This window comes from Curtobacterium poinsettiae (assembly GCF_047226435.1).
GTDB classification, from domain to species: domain Bacteria; phylum Actinomycetota; class Actinomycetes; order Actinomycetales; family Microbacteriaceae; genus Curtobacterium; species Curtobacterium poinsettiae.
On the sequence record NZ_CP178434.1, the window covers coordinates 927,829 to 943,891 of the forward strand.

13 protein-coding genes and 1 tRNA gene are annotated in these 16,063 nt (G+C 69.9%); 9 read left to right on the forward strand and 5 right to left on the reverse strand.

What is annotated here, in order from left to right:
* The first annotated feature begins 105 nt into the window (after nucleotides 1-105).
* From ACL00U_RS04400 to ACL00U_RS04415, 4 genes are all read left to right on the forward strand, one after another.
* Nucleotides 106-1,215, forward strand: a complete 1,110-nt coding sequence (locus tag ACL00U_RS04400; protein WP_042539187.1) for a YlbL family protein — start codon at nucleotides 106-108, stop codon at nucleotides 1,213-1,215.
* Nucleotides 1,216-1,329: 114 nt separating this feature from the next.
* Nucleotides 1,330-4,383 (forward strand): UPF0182 family protein, encoded by a 3,054-nt coding sequence (locus ACL00U_RS04405; RefSeq protein WP_236559552.1) that lies wholly within the window; start codon nucleotides 1,330-1,332, stop codon nucleotides 4,381-4,383.
* Between the two features lie 63 nt (nucleotides 4,384-4,446).
* Nucleotides 4,447-4,523, forward strand: a tRNA-Met gene (locus ACL00U_RS04410).
* Nucleotides 4,524-4,598: 75 nt separating this feature from the next.
* Nucleotides 4,599-5,438, forward strand: a complete 840-nt coding sequence (locus tag ACL00U_RS04415) for a carbon-nitrogen hydrolase family protein (protein ID WP_031259658.1) — start codon at nucleotides 4,599-4,601, stop codon at nucleotides 5,436-5,438.
* 47 nt (nucleotides 5,439-5,485) lie between these two features.
* Here the strand turns inward: ACL00U_RS04415 and ACL00U_RS04420 are convergent, their stop codons facing one another.
* Nucleotides 5,486-6,694: an aminotransferase class I/II-fold pyridoxal phosphate-dependent enzyme gene (locus ACL00U_RS04420; protein ID WP_056072991.1), complete on the reverse strand. Its 1,209-nt coding sequence runs from the start codon at nucleotides 6,692-6,694 to the stop codon at nucleotides 5,486-5,488.
* Nucleotides 6,695-6,885: 191 nt separating this feature from the next.
* On the opposite strand from ACL00U_RS04420, the gene ACL00U_RS04425 reads away from it, so the two are divergent.
* From ACL00U_RS04425 to ACL00U_RS04445, 5 genes are all read left to right on the forward strand, one after another.
* Nucleotides 6,886-8,871: a trypsin-like peptidase domain-containing protein gene (locus ACL00U_RS04425; RefSeq protein ID WP_412873865.1), complete on the forward strand. Its 1,986-nt coding sequence runs from the start codon at nucleotides 6,886-6,888 to the stop codon at nucleotides 8,869-8,871.
* 182 nt (nucleotides 8,872-9,053) lie between these two features.
* Nucleotides 9,054-10,097: a glycosyltransferase family 2 protein gene (locus ACL00U_RS04430; protein ID WP_017887026.1), complete on the forward strand. Its 1,044-nt coding sequence runs from the start codon at nucleotides 9,054-9,056 to the stop codon at nucleotides 10,095-10,097.
* Nucleotides 10,098-10,101: 4 nt separating this feature from the next.
* Nucleotides 10,102-10,923 carry a CDP-alcohol phosphatidyltransferase family protein gene (locus ACL00U_RS04435; RefSeq protein WP_071251162.1) on the forward strand — a complete coding sequence of 274 codons (822 nt, stop codon included), beginning with the start codon at nucleotides 10,102-10,104 and terminating at the stop codon, nucleotides 10,921-10,923.
* Complete coding sequence (locus ACL00U_RS04440) at nucleotides 10,920-11,843, forward strand: glycosyltransferase family 2 protein (RefSeq protein ID WP_371830557.1); 924 nt, start codon at nucleotides 10,920-10,922, stop codon at nucleotides 11,841-11,843. Before ACL00U_RS04435 ends, ACL00U_RS04440 begins: the two co-directional genes overlap by 4 nt.
* Nucleotides 11,844-11,886: 43 nt before the next feature.
* Nucleotides 11,887-13,119 carry a CDP-glycerol glycerophosphotransferase family protein gene (locus tag ACL00U_RS04445; protein ID WP_071251166.1) on the forward strand — a complete coding sequence of 411 codons (1,233 nt, stop codon included), beginning with the start codon at nucleotides 11,887-11,889 and terminating at the stop codon, nucleotides 13,117-13,119.
* A gap of 47 nt (nucleotides 13,120-13,166) precedes the next feature.
* Here the strand turns inward: ACL00U_RS04445 and ACL00U_RS04450 are convergent, their stop codons facing one another.
* From ACL00U_RS04450 to ACL00U_RS04465, 4 genes are all read right to left on the reverse strand, one after another.
* Nucleotides 13,167-13,469, reverse strand: coding sequence for a hypothetical protein (locus ACL00U_RS04450; protein WP_017887022.1), 303 nt, complete (start codon nucleotides 13,467-13,469; stop codon nucleotides 13,167-13,169).
* Between the two features lie 116 nt (nucleotides 13,470-13,585).
* Entirely contained in the window at nucleotides 13,586-14,356 is a 771-nt protein-coding gene (locus ACL00U_RS04455) for an ABC transporter ATP-binding protein (RefSeq protein ID WP_042539197.1), read from the reverse strand.
* Nucleotides 14,356-15,180 carry an ABC transporter permease gene (locus ACL00U_RS04460; protein ID WP_017887020.1) on the reverse strand — a complete coding sequence of 275 codons (825 nt, stop codon included), beginning with the start codon at nucleotides 15,178-15,180 and terminating at the stop codon, nucleotides 14,356-14,358. Before ACL00U_RS04460 ends, ACL00U_RS04455 begins: the two co-directional genes overlap by 1 nt.
* 44 nt (nucleotides 15,181-15,224) lie before the next feature.
* A complete protein-coding gene (locus tag ACL00U_RS04465) occupies nucleotides 15,225-15,920 on the reverse strand; it encodes an NTP transferase domain-containing protein (RefSeq protein WP_017887019.1) in 696 nt (231 codons plus the stop codon).
* Nucleotides 15,921-16,063: the final 143 nt, after the last annotated feature.

Here is a 16,063-nt window from a genome sequence, read left to right on the forward strand (position 1 = left end):
CCGTGGGAACGCCCGAAGTGCTGCGCCCAGGGCGAACAGCCCCGCTGCCAGGCGTGGGCTACCACCCTGCCGCCAGGCGCGGGTGCCCATCTGGAAGGACCCCGCGTGACCCTCTTCGCCCCCGCGCCCCGTCGTCGCTCGCGTGCCCGGAGGGTCGGGTGGGCGTTCCTGATCGGCGCCGTCGTGCTGGGCCTGCTGGCGAGCCTGCTGCCCAGTCCGTACCTCATCGAGGTGCCCGGACCGGTCTACAACACCATCGGCACGCAGCAGCAGGGCACCGGCAAGGACGCGAAGGACGTCAAGCTCATCCAGGTCTCCGGGCACGAGACGTACCCGACGGCGGGTGCCCTCGACATGCTCACCGTCGGCATCCAGGGCGACGCGACGAACCGCCCGTCGTGGACCAGCGTCATCCGCGCGATCTTCACCCGGTCGCAGGCGGTGATCCCGGTCGAGGCGATCTACCCGAGCGGCACCACCACCGAGCAGGTCAACGAGCGTGACTCCGCGGACATGCAGGCGTCGCAGCAGTCGGCCGTCGCAGCCGCGCTCATCCAGCAGGGGAACGACCTGCCGACCCAGCTCGAGGTCAGCGCCGTGCAGGAGGGCTCGGCAGCGGACGGTGCGATCGAGAAGGGTGACGTGATCACGGCGTTCGACGGCAAGTCGCTCACGACCAACGCCGACGCCACGAGCCTGCGCGAAGCCGTCGCGCAGCACGGCACCTCGCGACCCGCGACCGTCACCGTCGAGCGGGGCGGCGCGACGAAGGAGCTCCGGGTCACGCCCCGCAGCGAGCAGGGCACGGCGTTGCTCGGCGTCGGCGTCACCGAGCGCTACGACTTCCCGTTCAAGGTGTCTATCCGGCTGCAGGACGTGGGCGGGCCGTCCGCCGGCATGATGTTCGCGCTCGGGATCATCGACGAGATCACGCCGGGCAAGCTCAACGGCGGCAAGCACGTCGCGGGTACCGGAACGATCACCGCCGACGGCGAGGTCGGTCCCATCGGCGGCATCCGCCAGAAGCTCTACGGGGCGGCCGACGCGGGTGCGACGGTCTTCCTGGCCCCCGCGGACAACTGCGACGAGGTCGTCGGGCACGTGCCGGACGGGCTCGACGTCTACAGCGTCGCAACCCTCGACCAGGCGGTCACCGACCTGCAGACGATCGCCGACGGCAAGAGCACCGCCAAGCTCGCCCGCTGCGGTTCCTGACCCGTCCCTGAGCCCCCGTACAGCTTCACGCCCGGTCCGGTCCCATAGGATCAGTGTCACTGACGGCCCGCCGCGAGCCGGGCCCGCCGGTCCGACACGTCTGGAGCACATCAAGTGACGACAACCTCGTCCACCTCGGGGCGGCGCTCGCCGCGGGTCCCGATCGTGGTCACGATCATCGTGCTGGCCGCACTGGTGATCGCCTTCTTCATCTTCGCCAGCCTGTACACCGACTACGCGTGGTTCGCGCAGCTCGGATTCCAGCAGGTCCTCACGACCCGGTGGATCGCTGGCACGCTGATGTTCGTGGCCGGCTTCCTCGGCATGGCGGTCCCGGTCTTCGTGAGCATCGCGCTCGCGTTCCGGTTCCGTCCGGTCTACGCGAAGCTCAACTCGCAGCTCGACCGCTACCAGCAGGTCATCGAGCCGCTGCGACGCGCCGTCATGATCGGCATCCCCGTGGTGCTCGGCATCTTCGCCGGGCTCTCGACGGCCGGCCGCTGGAGCATGGTCCTCGAGTACTTCAACCGGACGCCGTTCGGCAAGACCGATCCGCAGTTCGGCCTGGACATCGGGTTCTACGTGTTCGAGCTGCCCTTCTGGCGCTCGATCGTGGCCTACTCGTCGGCCGTCGTCCTGATCGCCGGACTCGCCGCGCTCGCCGCGAGCTACCTCTACGGCGCACTCCGCTTCGGTGGTCGTGAGGTCCGGATCTCCCGCGCTGCGCGCATCCAGCTCGCGGTCACTGCGGCGCTCTACATCGCGCTGCAGGCGGTCAGCCTCTGGCTCGACCAGTACGCGGCGCTGACGAAGTCGAACTCGCTCATCACCGGTGCCCAGTACACCGATGTCAACGCGGTGATCCCGGGTCGCGAGATCATGGCGGGCATCGCAGCGATCGTCGCGCTGCTCTTCATCCTGACGGCGGTCATCGGCCGCTGGCGCATCTCGATCGTCGGCACCGGCCTGCTGCTCGTCGCCGCGATCGTGATCGGCGGCATCTACCCGTGGGTCGTCCAGCGGCTGCAGGTGAAGCCCTCGGAGCGGACCTTCGAGTCCGCCTACATCGAGCGGAACATCAAGGCCACCCGTGACGCGTACGGGGTCGCCGGTGTCGAGGAGCAGAACTACGACGCCACGACCGAGGCGAGCTCCGGCGCACTGGCGCAGGACGCCCAGACGACGGCCAACATCCGCCTGATCGACCCGAAGATCGTCTCCGACACGTTCAGCCAGCTGCAGCAGTACCGGCAGTACTACCAGTTCCCGAAGGAGCTCGACGTCGACCGCTACGACGTCAAGGGCGAGACCGAGGACACCGTGATCGCGGTCCGCGACATCGACCTCGACGGCCTCAGCTCGGCCGCGAACACCCAGTACAACCGGGCGTTCGTCTACACCCACGGGTACGGCGTCACCGCGGCCTACGGCAACCAGCGCGCGAGTGACGGCAAGCCGGTGTTCCTCGAGTCCGGCATCCCGTCGAACGGTGCGCTGGGCGACTTCCAGCAGCGCGTGTACTTCGGTGAGACCTCGCCGCCGTACTCGATCGTCGGTGCGCCGAAGGGCACGAAGAACGTCGAGCTCGACTACCCGTCCGGCTCCGACGACGACAACGGCGGCAACGCCACCACCACGTACGCCGGGAACGGCGGGCCGAGCCTCGGCAACTTCTTCAACCGGCTCGTCTACGCCGCGAAGTTCCAGTCGGAGCAGATCCTGCTCTCGAACGCGGTGAACAAGGACTCGCAGATCCTCTACGACCGCGACCCGATCACCCGCGTGCAGAAGGCGGCGCCGTACCTGACCGTCGACAGCGACGCCTACCCGGCGATCGTCGACCACCGCATCCAGTGGGTCGTGGACGGCTACACCACGAGCGACGCCTACCCGTACTCGCAGAGCCAGAGCCTGTCGGACAGCATCGCGGGTGCCGAGTCCTCGACGTACCGCACCGACCAGGTGAACTACATCCGGAACTCGGTCAAGGCCACGGTCGACGCCTACACGGGCAAGGTGACCCTGTACACGTGGGACACGAAGGACCCGGTCCTGAAGACGTGGCAGAAGATCTTCCCGACGTCGATGAAGCCGGTGTCGAGCATGAGCGCCGAACTCCTCGACCACGTGCGGTACCCGACCGACCTGTTCAAGGTGCAGCGCTCGATCCTCGGCACGTACCACGTGACCAACGCCAACTCGTTCTACTCGGGTGATGACGCGTGGAACACCCCGCAGGAACCGACGAGCACGGCGACGTCCGACAGTGACGCCGACACCGCGGCGACGTCGACGAACGCGCTCGGGGCGCAGACCACGACGACGGCCAACCGCGCGAACCTGCAGGACCCGTACTACCTGACCATGAAGGTGCCGGGGCAGGGGACCGCCTACTCGCTGTACACGACGTACATCCCACAGCAGACCGCGGGCGCGAACAACCGCAACGTGTTGACCGGCTACCTGGCGGTGAACTCCGATGCAGGTGGTGCCGGCAAGGGCGAGAAGGGGTCGGGCTACGGCAAGCTCACGCTGTTGACGATGCCGAAGACCGACAACATCCCAGGGCCCGGACAGGTGCAGAGCCTGTTCAACGGTGACTCGAACGTGTCGCAGGAGCTGAACATCCTGAAGCGCGGCAACTCGACCGTGAAGCAGGGCAACCTGCTCACGCTCCCGGTCGGTGGTGGGTTCCTCTACGTCCAGCCCGTCTACGTCCAGTCGACCTCGAGTGGTTCCTACCCGCTGTTGCAGAAGGTCCTGGTGGCCTTCGGTGACAAGATCGCGTTCGAGGACACCCTCGACGAGGCCCTGAACTCGCTGTTCGGTGGTGACTCGGGCGCCGCAGCGGGTGACTCCGGTGCGAGCGGCAGCGGCAGCGGGTCCGGTTCTGGTTCCGGTTCCGGCAGCGGATCCGGCTCGGACGCGGGCTCCGGTTCGGGTTCGTCCGGGTCGGGCGAGGGCTCGGGCGAGGGTTCGACCGGTGGTTCGACGGGCTCCGGCTCGACCGACAACGACGCGCTGCAGAAGGCGCTGTCCGAGGCCAAGGCGGCCCTGCAGGACCGCCAGGAGGCCTACGCCGACAACGACCTGGTCGCTGCGGCGGAAGCCGACCAGCGCCTCCAGGACGCGATCGAGGCAGCGACAGCAGCCGAGAACGACAACTGACACACCGTGGCGGGGCACTCGATTTGTGTCCCGCCACGGCCCCGTGTAGGCTTCTAAACGTGCCGCGGGGTGGAGCAGTTCGGTAGCTCGCTGGGCTCATAACCCAGAGGTCGTAGGTTCAAATCCTGCCCCCGCAACCAAGCGTCACATGAAGGCCCCGGTCCAACAGGACCGGGGCCTTCTTCGTGTGCCCGGCCCCCGGGTACGCTCGCCGCATGGCCACCCTCACGATCGCGGCGGCGCAGTTCGCCCCCGTGGACGATCCCGTCGCCAACCTCGCCACCGTGCGCACCGCCGCCGTCGACGCGGCAGCCCGGGGCGCGGACCTCCTCGTCACGCCGGAGTACACCTCGTACTTCTCCGCAGACATCGACGATCGGTTCGTGGCCGCCGCGCAGCCGTTGGACGGCCCGTTCGTCACGGGCCTCCGCGACATCGCCCGGGCGACGGGCATCGCCCTGGTCGTCGGGGTCGCCGAGTCGGCGGACACGCCACAGCGTTTCCGGAACACCCTGGTCGCGGTGCTCCCCTCGGGGGACCTGGCGGCGACGTACCGGAAGGTCCACCTCTACGACGCGTTCGGCTCGCGGGAGTCCGACCGCATCGAGTCCGGCGACCCGGAGCAGCTCCCGGTCTTCACGCTCGGCGGGCTCCGCATCGGTCTCGAGACCTGCTACGACCTGCGGTTCCCGGAGGTCACCCGTCGACTCGCCGCCCCGGAGACCGGTGCGGCCGACGTCGTCGTGCTCCCTGCCGAGTGGGTGCGTGGCCCCGGCAAGGAACACCACTGGCGAACGCTCCTCACCGCACGTGCGATCGAGAACACCGTCTGGGTCGTCGGGGTCGGCCAGACGCCGCCGATCGGGATCGGCGGTTCGGTCGTCCTCGACCCGTCGGGCGTCGCGGTCGCCTCGGCCGGCGCCGCGCCGGGCCTGCTCACCGCCACGATCGACACCACCGTCACGGACACCGTCCGTCGGGTGAACCCGTCGCTGTCGCTGCGGCGCTACGACGTGTCCGTGCGCACCCCGCCTGGAGGCCCGGGGCAGCGCTGACACGTCCGTCGCGTCCCGACGCGGTCGCGTCCCGACGCGGTCGCGTCTCAGGCGCGTGGGCGCGATCCGAGGGTCGCCAGACGTGCGGCGGCGTCCTCGAGCACGCTCCGACGCTTGCAGAACGCGAAGCGCACCAGGGACCGGTACCCGGCGACGTGGTCCGGGCGGACGAACGCCGAGACCGGCACCCCGGCGACCCCGGCCAGGGCGGGCAGCTCGAGGCAGAACGCGCGGGCGTCGTCGTACCCGAGGGGGGCGGCGTCGGCGAGGACGAAGTACCCGCCGTCCGGTCGCATCACGTCGAAGCCCGCTGCCGTCAGCCCGTCGGCGAGCAGTTCGTGCTTCGCGCGCAGGTCGGCGGCGATGCCGGTGAACACGGTGTCGGGCAGACGGAGGCCCACGGCGACGGCCGGCTGGAAGGGTGCGCCGTTCACGAACGTCAGGTACTGCTTGACCGTCGTGATCGCGTCGACGAGTGCCGGGGGAGCGGTGAGCCAGCCGATCTTCCAGCCGGTCGTGTTGAAGGTCTTGCCAGCGCTCGACACCGAGACGGTCCGCTCGGCGGCGCCCGGCAGGGTGGCGATGGGCGTGTGCGGAACGTCGAACGTCAGGTGCTCGTAGACCTCGTCGGTGATGATCACGGCGTCGCGTTCGGTGGCCAGGTCGACGATCGTCTGCAGGACCTCGGTGGGCAGGACCCGTCCGGTCGGGTTGTGCGGGGTGTTCACGAGCACGGCGCGGGTGCGGTCGGTGAAGGCCGCCCGGAGCGTCCGCTCGTCGGGCAGGAAGTCGGGTGCGGTGAGGGGGACCGTGACGTGCACGCCGCCGGCGAGCCGGACGAGTGCCCCGTAGGCGTCGTAGAACGGCTCGAAGGTGATCACCTCGTCGCCGGGCTCGACCAGGGCGAGGAGCGTCGCGGCCAGCGCCTCGGTCGCGCCGGCGGTGACCAGGACCTCGCGGTCGGGGTCGACCTGGAGGCCGTACCACCGCTGCTGGTGCTCGGCGATCGCCGCTCGCAGGTCGGGGGTACCGCGGCCCGGCGGGTACTGGTTCACGCCGTCGCGGATCGCCTGCACCGCGGCCTCGAGCACCGCGGCCGGACCGTCCTCGTCCGGGAAGCCCTGCCCCAGGTTGACCGCGCCGGTGGTGGCGGCGAGGGCGCTCATCTCGGCGAACACCGTCGGTGCGGGGACCCCGTCGGGGCCCAGCAGCATCGCTCCGTCGGCGGCTCGCAGCCACGGTCCTGCCTGGCGCATGTGGTTCCCTCCGGTGCGGGCGACGACGTGTCGCGCTGAACGGTCCCCAACCTAGCTGTCCGTCCCGCGGTGGACTGGGTCCCGTCGTTCAGCGCACGCATAAGATCGCCAGGGGTGGCTCGCAGCCTCGACAGAAGGACCGCTCAGGTGCTTGCGACAGACTGCACGAGCTTGAAAGGAGCACGTCCAGCATGACCGACACCACGCCCAACGGGCAGGGCGACGACCGCCGTCCGGACGATGCGGCTCCGCCTGCCGCCAGTGAGGACGCCGCAGCAGCGGCCACGAGAGGGAACACGTCGATGCCGAACGACTCCGACCAGCCGGACGAGACCCCTCGCCCGAACCAGGACGAGAACCACAACCACAACCAGAACCAGAACCCGAGCGACGAGACGACCCCGGACAACACGGACGTGATCCCGTCGTCGACGGAGCACCCGACCGACCGCTACACCGCACCGTACCCGGCTGTCTCCGGTGACTCCTCGGGTGCGAAGCAGGGCGGATACGGGCAGCAGACGTCACCGTACGGCCAGTCGCAGCCGCAGCCGAGCCAGAACCCGTACGGACAGCAGTCGCAGTACGGCCAGCAGGCCCAGCAGAGCCAGAACCCGTACGGCCAGCAGAGCCAGTACGGCCAGCCGTCGCAGTACGGCCAGCCGACGCAGTACGGCCAGCCGTCGCAGTACGGCCAGCAGCCCCAGAACCCCGCCGGCCAGCAGTCGCCGTACGGCCAGCAGTCGCCGTACGGCCAGCCGGTCGGCGACCGTCCCCGCTACGGCGAGTACGCCCAGCCGACGTCCTCGGCCGCGCCGAGCTCGTCCTCCGAGTACGCGACCGCGTCCGCACCGGCCCCGCAGTCGGCCACGAGCGGCTTCGGTGACGTCGACGGTTCGAACCAGCGCAACGGCCACTACTTCAGCGACGACGCCTCCGGCGCAGCCGCGACCACGACGACGAAGGACCGCTCGGGCCGCAACAAGCTGCTCCTGCCGGTCATCGCCGGTGTCGTCGTTGCGGGGCTCGTGGGTGGCGGCGCCGGGTGGCTCGCCTCGTCGGCGACCAACGACGGGGGCAGCGTCGTGTCCTCCGGTTCGTCGCAGGGCGGCAACCTGACCGTCAACGACTACGACTCCGCCACCGTGGTCACCGCCGTCGCGGCACAGGCCACCCCGTCGGTCGTCACCATCAACGTGTCCGCGAGCAACGAGGCCGGCACCGGTTCCGGTGTGGTGATGAGCAAGGACGGCTACATCGTCACCAACACCCACGTGGTCACCCTCGACGGCGACAGCTCGAACGGCCGCATCACCGTGACGACCTCGAACGGCAAGATCTACGCGGGCAAGCTCATCGGCACCGACCCGACGGTCGACCTCGCGGTCATCAAGATCGACGCGACCGACCTCAAGCCGATGGAGTTCGCGGACTCGTCCAAGCTCAACGTCGGCGACACCGCGGTCGCGATCGGCGCTCCGCTCGGTCTGTCGAACACCGTCACCGACGGCATCGTCTCGACGCTGAACCGCAGCATCCAGGTCACCTCGAGCGCCCCCAGCGAGGGCGGCGACTCGAACGAGGGCGGCAACGGCGGCTCGGGTCCCTTCGACTTCTGGGGAAACGGGGACAACGGCAGCAGCTCGTCGGCGAACACCACGGTCTCGCTCCCGGTCATCCAGACCGATGCGTCGATCAACCCGGGCAACTCCGGCGGCGCACTGCTCGACTCGAAGGGCCGCCTGATCGGCATCAACGTGGCCATCGCCTCGGCCGGCAGCTCGTCGTCGTCGGAGTCGGCCGCCGGCAGCATCGGCGTCGGCTTCTCGATCCCGGCGAACCTGGTCAAGCGGGTCGCGAACGAGATCAAGGACAACGGTTCGGCGACCCACGGTCTCCTCGGCGCAACCGTCGGCGACGCCACCGACGAGGCCAGCGCCACGCAGGTGGGCGCTCTCATCAAGTCGGTCTCCAACGGCGGTGCCGCGGCGAAGGCCGGTCTGCAGAAGGGCGACGTCGTCACCAAGATCGGCTCGGCGTCCGTCTCGAACGCCACCGACCTGACCGCGCAGGTGCGCTTCTTCGCGGGTGGCGCCTCGACGACGATCAGCTTCATCCGCGACGGCCAGACCCGCCAGGCCGACGTGAAGCTGGGGACGTTCGACAGCAAGGGCTGACGCCACCACACGGCGGACAGGAGGCCCGGGGCACGACGTGCGCCGGGCCTCCCGTCCGTCACGGGGTGCGTCCCGCGCCGACGCAGGTGAGCGGTTCGGCCTCTTGATAGGCTCATGGTCGCTCTGCGGGGCGGCACCGCCCCGGTGCGTCCCGTGCCGCCAGCCAGCACCCCGAGGTACGCATGCAGTCAGACGGACAGCCCCTGCCGGGCGTCTCGTACGTGATGCCCGTGCTCAACGAGGTCACCGAGGTCCGGGCCGCCGTGGGCAGTCTGCTCGACCAGGACTACACGGGCCCGTTCGAGGTCATCCTCGCGCTCGGACCGTCGATCGACGGCACGAACGAGCTCGTCGCCGAGATGAGCGCAGCCGACCCGCGGATCCGCGCGATCGACAACCCGATCGGCTCGACGCCCGCCGGGCTGAACGTCGCGATCCGGGCGTCCGTGCACCCCGTCGTCATCCGTGTCGACGCGCACTCGGTCCTGCCCACCGACTACACGCGCATCGCGGTGCGCACGCTCCTGGACTCCGGTGCGGACAACGTCGGCGGGATCATGCGCGCCGAGGGCCGGACCCCCTTCGAACGGGCCGTCGCGCTGGCCTACGGCAGTCGCGTCGGCTTGGGTGGCACGCCGCACCACGTCGGCGGCACCGCCGGCCCGGCCGAGACCGCCTACCTCGGGGTGTTCCGACGGGAGCGGCTGTTCGACGTCGGACTCTTCGACGAGGGCATCAAGCGCGGACAGGACTGGGAGCTCAACCGGCGGCTGCGGCAGACCGGCGGGACCGTCTGGTTCACGCCGGAGCTCGTCGTCACGTACCGCCCGCGGCCGAGCCTGAAGCGCCTGGTGCGGCAGTTCGTCGCCACCGGTCTCTGGCGCGGCGAGCTCGCCCGTCGGTTCCCGGCGAACAACGGGCTGCGGTACTTCGTGCCGCCGGCCATGGTCGCGGCGATGGCCCTGGGCATCGTCGCCGGGCTCGTCGGCATCGTCGGCGCCGCGCTGGCCACCCCGCTCGCCTGGGCGCTGCTCGGGTTCGTGGTGCCCGTCGTCTACCTGCTCTTCGTCGTGCTCGGGTCGGTCGCGGTGGCGCGCCGTTCCGGGTTGCCGACGCTCCTCTGGCTGCTCGTCGTGCTGCCCTGCATCCACGTGGGATGGGGGCTCGGGTTCATCATCGGGTTCCTGACCCGCACGTCCGAGCTGACCACCCACACGGGACGGTGACCGAATGACCGACCAGCCCACGACCGGCCGCGGATCCGCACGGCCGACCTCGATCGCCGAACTCCGCGCCGTCGCCCAGCCGGACGAGGTCCGTGCGCGCGCCAACGCCGAGCACTGGACCGCATCGCTGTACCTGCGCGACGTCTCGCCGTACCTGACCTGGGTGCTCCTGAAGACCCGTGTCAGTGCGAACCAGGTCACCGGCCTGATGATCCTGGTCGGGTGGAGCGTCGCTGCCGCCCTGCTGATCCCGGGCATCTGGGGCGCGGCACTGGCGCTGGTGCTCGGCCAGCTGCAGATGCTCGTCGACTGCTCCGACGGTGAGGTCGCACGGTGGCGTGGCACCAAGTCGCCCGCCGGTGTGTTCCTGGACAAGGTCGGGCACTACACGACCGAGGGGTTGATCCCGGTCGCGCTCGGCATCCGGGCCGCCACGTGGCCGATCCACGACGCGGACTGGATGTGGACCACGATCGGCTGCGCACTCGGCCTGGTCATCGTGCTGAACAAGGCCCTCAACGACATGGTGCACGTGGCCCGCGCGAACGCCGGGCTCGACAAGCTGGTCGACCGGCGGGACGCCTCCACCGCGCCGTCCGGCCGCAAGCTCGCCTCGCTCCGCCGACTGGCGAAGTTCCTGCCGTTCCATCGTCTGTACCACTCGGTCGAGCTGAGCATGCTCGCCTTCGTCTTCGCCCTGGTCGCCCTGGTGATCGGCGACCCGCTGGCCAGCCGGATCCTGGTCGGTGCACTGCTGCCGCTGGCCGTGCTCGCGACGGCCGGGCACTTCCTGGCGATCATCGCGTCGAAGCGGGTCAAGGCGTGACCGAGGGCACGACCGTCCCCGGCACCGGCCGTCGCCACGCGGTGGTGCACCGCGAACGACCGCGCGTCGCCGTCGTGAGCCTGTCGCAGGGCACCCGGCCGGACGACCTGCGCCGCGGTCTGGACAGTGTGCTCGCGCAGCAGGGTGTCGAGCTCGACGTCGTCTGCGTCGGCAACGGCTGGGCGCCGACCGGGCTGCCGGACGGCGTGCGCGCGCTGGCCCTGCCCGAGAACGTCGGGATCCCGGCGGGGCGGAACGCCGGGGCCGAGGCGGTCGACGGCGACTACGTGTTCTTCCTCGACGACGACGCATCCGTGCCGTCGCCGACGTTCCTGCGTGACGCGATCGCGCTGTTCGAGCACGACCCGTCGCTGGGCCTCGTGCAACCACGGGTCGTCGACCCCACGGGCGCCGCGAACCCGCGCCGGTGGGTGCCGCGCATCCGCAAGGGCGAACCGGACCACTCGTCGCCGGTCTTCTCGGTCTGGGAAGGCGCCGTCGTGCTGCCGATGGACGTGTACCGGGTCGTCGGTGGCTGGGGCGCCGAGTACTTCTACGCCCACGAGGGCATCGAGCTCGCCTGGCGCGTCTGGGACGCCGGGCGACGGACCTGGTACGCCGGGGACCTCGTCGCGCACCACCCCGCGATCGACCCGGCACGGCACGCCGAGTACTACCGGTTGAACGCCCGCAACCGGGTGTGGCTCGCTCGCCGGAACCTGCCGGCGGTGCTGCGGCCGCTGTACGTGGGGTCGTGGGCCGTGATCCAGGTCGCGCGTTGGTGGCGTCATCCCCGCCGGCTGGCCACCTGGTTCGGAGCGATCCGTGAAGGCTGGACGACCGACTGCGGACCGGCCCGCCCGATGGGCTGGCTCACAGTCGCACGGATGACCATCGCAGGGCGGCCACCGGTCGTCTGACCCGTCAGCCCCGTCCCGCCAGAGCAGACCCGGAAGAAGCACCATGTCGATCATCAGCGACCTACGGACCGCACTGCGGCTCGCCGAGCGACTCCTGACGTCACGCCGGAGCCGTCGTCAGCTCGCACAGCGACTGCCGTCCGCGCGGCAGCCGAAGCCCGGTTCGATCGAGATCGCCGTGTACTTCGCCGACGGCCCGGTCAACATGTACCAGGTGCGTCAGTGGTACGCACCGCTGGCCGAGCTCGCGAAGACGCACCCGGTGGCGATCATCTCGCGGAGCCCGGGGACCATGCTGACGCTGCTCGACGAGTCGCCCGTGCCCGCGGTCTACGCCCGGCAGGTGGTCGACCTCGAGCACTTCGTCGACACCCAGGCGCCGAAGGTGGTGCTGTACGTCAACCAGAACGCCCGCAACTTCCAGATGATGCGGTACGGGCGGATGTGGCACGTCTTCGTCAACCACGGCGAGAGCGACAAGATGTACATGACCACGAACCAGTTCAAGGCGTACGACTACGCCTTGGTCGCGGGCGATGCCGCGCGTGACCGACTGGCCGAGGCGCTGTGGGACTACGACCTGGACGCCCGGACGATCGCGATCGGACGCCCACAGGCCGACCACTTCGCCGGAGCGGCTCCGTACCCGGACGACGACCGGACCGTCGTGCTCTACGCCCCGACGTGGGAGGGCGACCGCGGCGCCGCGGCGTACGGGTCGATCGCGTCGCACGGCACGGTCATCGCGGACCAGGTGCTCGCGTCGCCCCGACACCGTCTGGTGTACCGCCCGCACCCGCGCAGCGGCGTGCTCGACCCGGCGTACCGCGCGGCGCACGAACGGATCGTCGCGGCGATCAGCGCCGCGAACACCGCCGACCCTGCGGCGCACCACCTGTACGACGACGGTGGTGACCTGGGCTGGCAGCTGGCGGACGCCGACGTGGCGATCACCGACATCAGCGCGATGATCTACGACCGGCTCGCGGTGGGCAAGCCGCTCATCGTCACGCGTCCGGTCTCGCCCGAGGCCGACGTCGACGAGCGTGGGTACCTGAGCGACGCGAACTGGTTGACCGCGGCCGACGCCACATCGGTGATCGCCCGCGTCGACGCCGCTGCGAGCGACGCCGAGGAGCTCGCACGTCTGCAGCACTGGGTCGCCCGGTACTTCGGCGACACGACGCCGGGCGCCGCCACGGAGCGGTTCCACGCCGCCGTGGAGTGGCTGCTGGAACGGTGGCGGACAGTCGCCGCCGAACGCGACGGGCGCTGACGCTCCGTCGTCACCCCGGACGTCCGGTGCCGGGTGCTCGGGCCGCGTCACGGCTGGAGGCCCGGCCCGACGAGCGACATCCGCCAGAGGTACTCGGAGCGGTCGGGTCGGCGCCACCGCACGATGACGACCCCGGTGTCCTCGGGGTCGGCGCCGAAGACCGCCAGGGACAGCGAACGGCCCGGGTCGAGGCGACGCACCGCGAGCGGGGGGCAGTAGCCGTTGCCCAGATGGGTGAGGGAGAGTCCGTCGACCGGCTCGGAGCCGGTGTTGACGAGGTCGTACCGGCGCGGTGCGTGCGATCGGTCGACGGCGAACGGGACGGCGTACGCGGTTGGTGGGTGGTGCATGGGTGGAACGCTAGGGGGAGGGTCCGACGGCGGGACCCCGGTTGCGGCCACGAGGACCGGGGGCTGTGGAGGGGGCCACCGGTGCGCGCGTTCGTGCGGGGGAGTACCCCGGCCGGTCAGGAGCCGTAGTCCGCCGCGTACCGGGCGAGCGCGGCCTCGATGGTGCCGTCGAGCTGCAGTCGACCCTTGTCGAGGTAGAGCCCGCGATCACAGAAACGACGGAGGTCCTTGTCGCTGTGGGAGACGAAGAACAGCGTCCGACCGCCGGCCAGGAGTTCCTCGATGCGCTTGTAGCACTTCTCGCGGAAGGCCTTGTCGCCCACGGCCAGGACCTCGTCGACCAGGATGACCGGTTCGTCGAGCCGGGAGATCACGGCGAACGCGATGCGGACCTTCATGCCGCTCGACAGGTGCTTGTACGGGGTGTCGACGAAGTCGGCGATCTCGGCGAACTCGATGATCTCGTCGAAGGCGTCGCGGATCTCGGCCCGTGACATGCCGTGCAGACCGGCCGTCAGGTACACGTTGTCCCGGACCGTGAGGTCGCCGACGAACCCGCCGGTGATCTCGATGAGCGGCGCGACGCCGGCGCCCACGTCGACGCGGCCCTCGTCGGGCAACATGACCTGGGCCACCAGCTTCAGCAGGGTCGACTTGCCCTGGCCGTTCCGTCCCACGACCCCGATCGCCTCGCCCGGGCGGACGTCGAACGACACGTTGCGCAGGGCCCAGAACTCGTCGGCGCGCTTGCGGCGTCCACGCCCGGCGAACAGGTCCTTGAAGTTCCGGCTCGCCCGACGGTTGCGTTTGAAGCAGATGCCGGCGTCGCGGACGGAGATGACCGGTGCGACGGTCTCGGTGCGCCGGGTCTGGTCGGTCGCGGTCATCACAGCTCCTTCAGCACGCGGTGCTCGCTGCGGCGGAACACCGCGAACCCGATCACGAGCACGATGCCGGTCACGACCACCGACGCGCAGACCTCGAGCCAGTCGAGCTGGCCCGGGAAGAACGCCGCACGGTACATGCCGAAGATGCCGGTGAGCGGGTTGACCGCGGCGATGTCGCGCAGTGCAGAGGGCAGCGCGTGGGTGCCGTAGATGATCGGGGACGCGTAGAACAGGAACCGCAGGACGAGCTTGGTGGCCCGCTCGAGGTCGCGGAAGAAGACCACGAGCGGCGCGACGATGAGCCCCAGGCCGTAGACCAGCGCGCACTGCAGCACGATCGCCAACGGGAAGAACACGACCTGCCAGTGCAGGTGCGCACCCGTCGCGATCGCGAAGGCCGCCAGGACCGGCAGGCTCAGCAGGAACTCGATGCCCTTCGACGCGTCGATCCGTGCCACCCAGATCGTGCGGGGGATGGTGGTGGAGCGGATGAGCTTCGATTCCTTGATGAACGCCCGGGTGGAGTCCGAGACCCCGCCGGTGAACCACATCCACGGCAGCAGCGCGGACAGCAGGAACACGATGTACGGATCTTCACCGACGGAACCGCGGTGGAAGACCTGCGTGAAGACGAACCAGTAGATCCCCGACATCACGAGCGGGTCGAGGATCGACCACACGTAGCCGAGCGCTGACGTCGAGTAGCGGACGCGGAGGTCGCGGACGGTCAGCAGCCAGAGGGCCTGACGATAGCGCCGACCGGCGCTCCGGGCGCTCGCAGGTGCGGCAGCCGCGGGCGCGGTCGGCGCACTCGCTGTGGTCACGGTTTCCCTTCGGGCGGACACGCCGAGGGGTCCTGACGGGTGGTTCAGGCGAACAGGTTGTTCGCGCGCTCGAGGTCCTCGGCGAAGTCGATCTCGACCGCGTACAGGTCGGAGATGTCGATCGGCGTCCAGCGTAGCCCGTCCTCGGCGATGGCAGCTTCGATGCCGCCCTCGAAGTACTCCTGGTCGTCGACGCGACCGAGCTGACGGATGAGGGCCTGCTTGTCGGCCGCGGAGACGTAGTTGATCCCGACGGCTTCGCCGAGACCCCCGACGACCTGCTTGGACAGCTTGTGGATGAAGCCTTCGGCGTCGACCGTGTACTTGACCTCTTCGTCGGAGACCTTGTCGGTGTTGACGCTGACGAAGGAACGGCCTTCGTCGATCATGTCGGCCGCACGGACGAGCGCCATCGGGTCGAAGACCACGTCGCCGTTCATCCAGAGGACACCGCTCTTGCCGGTGGCCTTGAGGGCGCGCAGCAGGCTCTTCGAGGTGTTCGTGGAGTCGTACGACTCGTTGTAGACGAAGTTCGCTTCGGGGAAGGCCTCGACGATGTGCTCCGACTTGTAGCCGACGACGATCGTCACGCGGGCGCTCGAACCGAACGCGGCGCGGATGTTGTCGAACTGCTGCTGCATGATGGTGCGGCCGTCACTGAGCTCCGTGAGCGGCTTCGGCAGGCTGCGGCCGAGCCGGCTGCCCATCCCCGCTGCGAGGATCACGATCTGCGTGGTCATGCTGGTCCCTTCTGGTGTCCGCCCGCGCACCTTGGGGTACGGGCGGGCCTTGTCGAGTCTGCGCTTCCAACGTCCGAGTTGCCCGAGAACCGGTCGCGTCGACGTGGAAGTCGCTGCGAGGAGGCCGCCGGGATCGCCTGCTG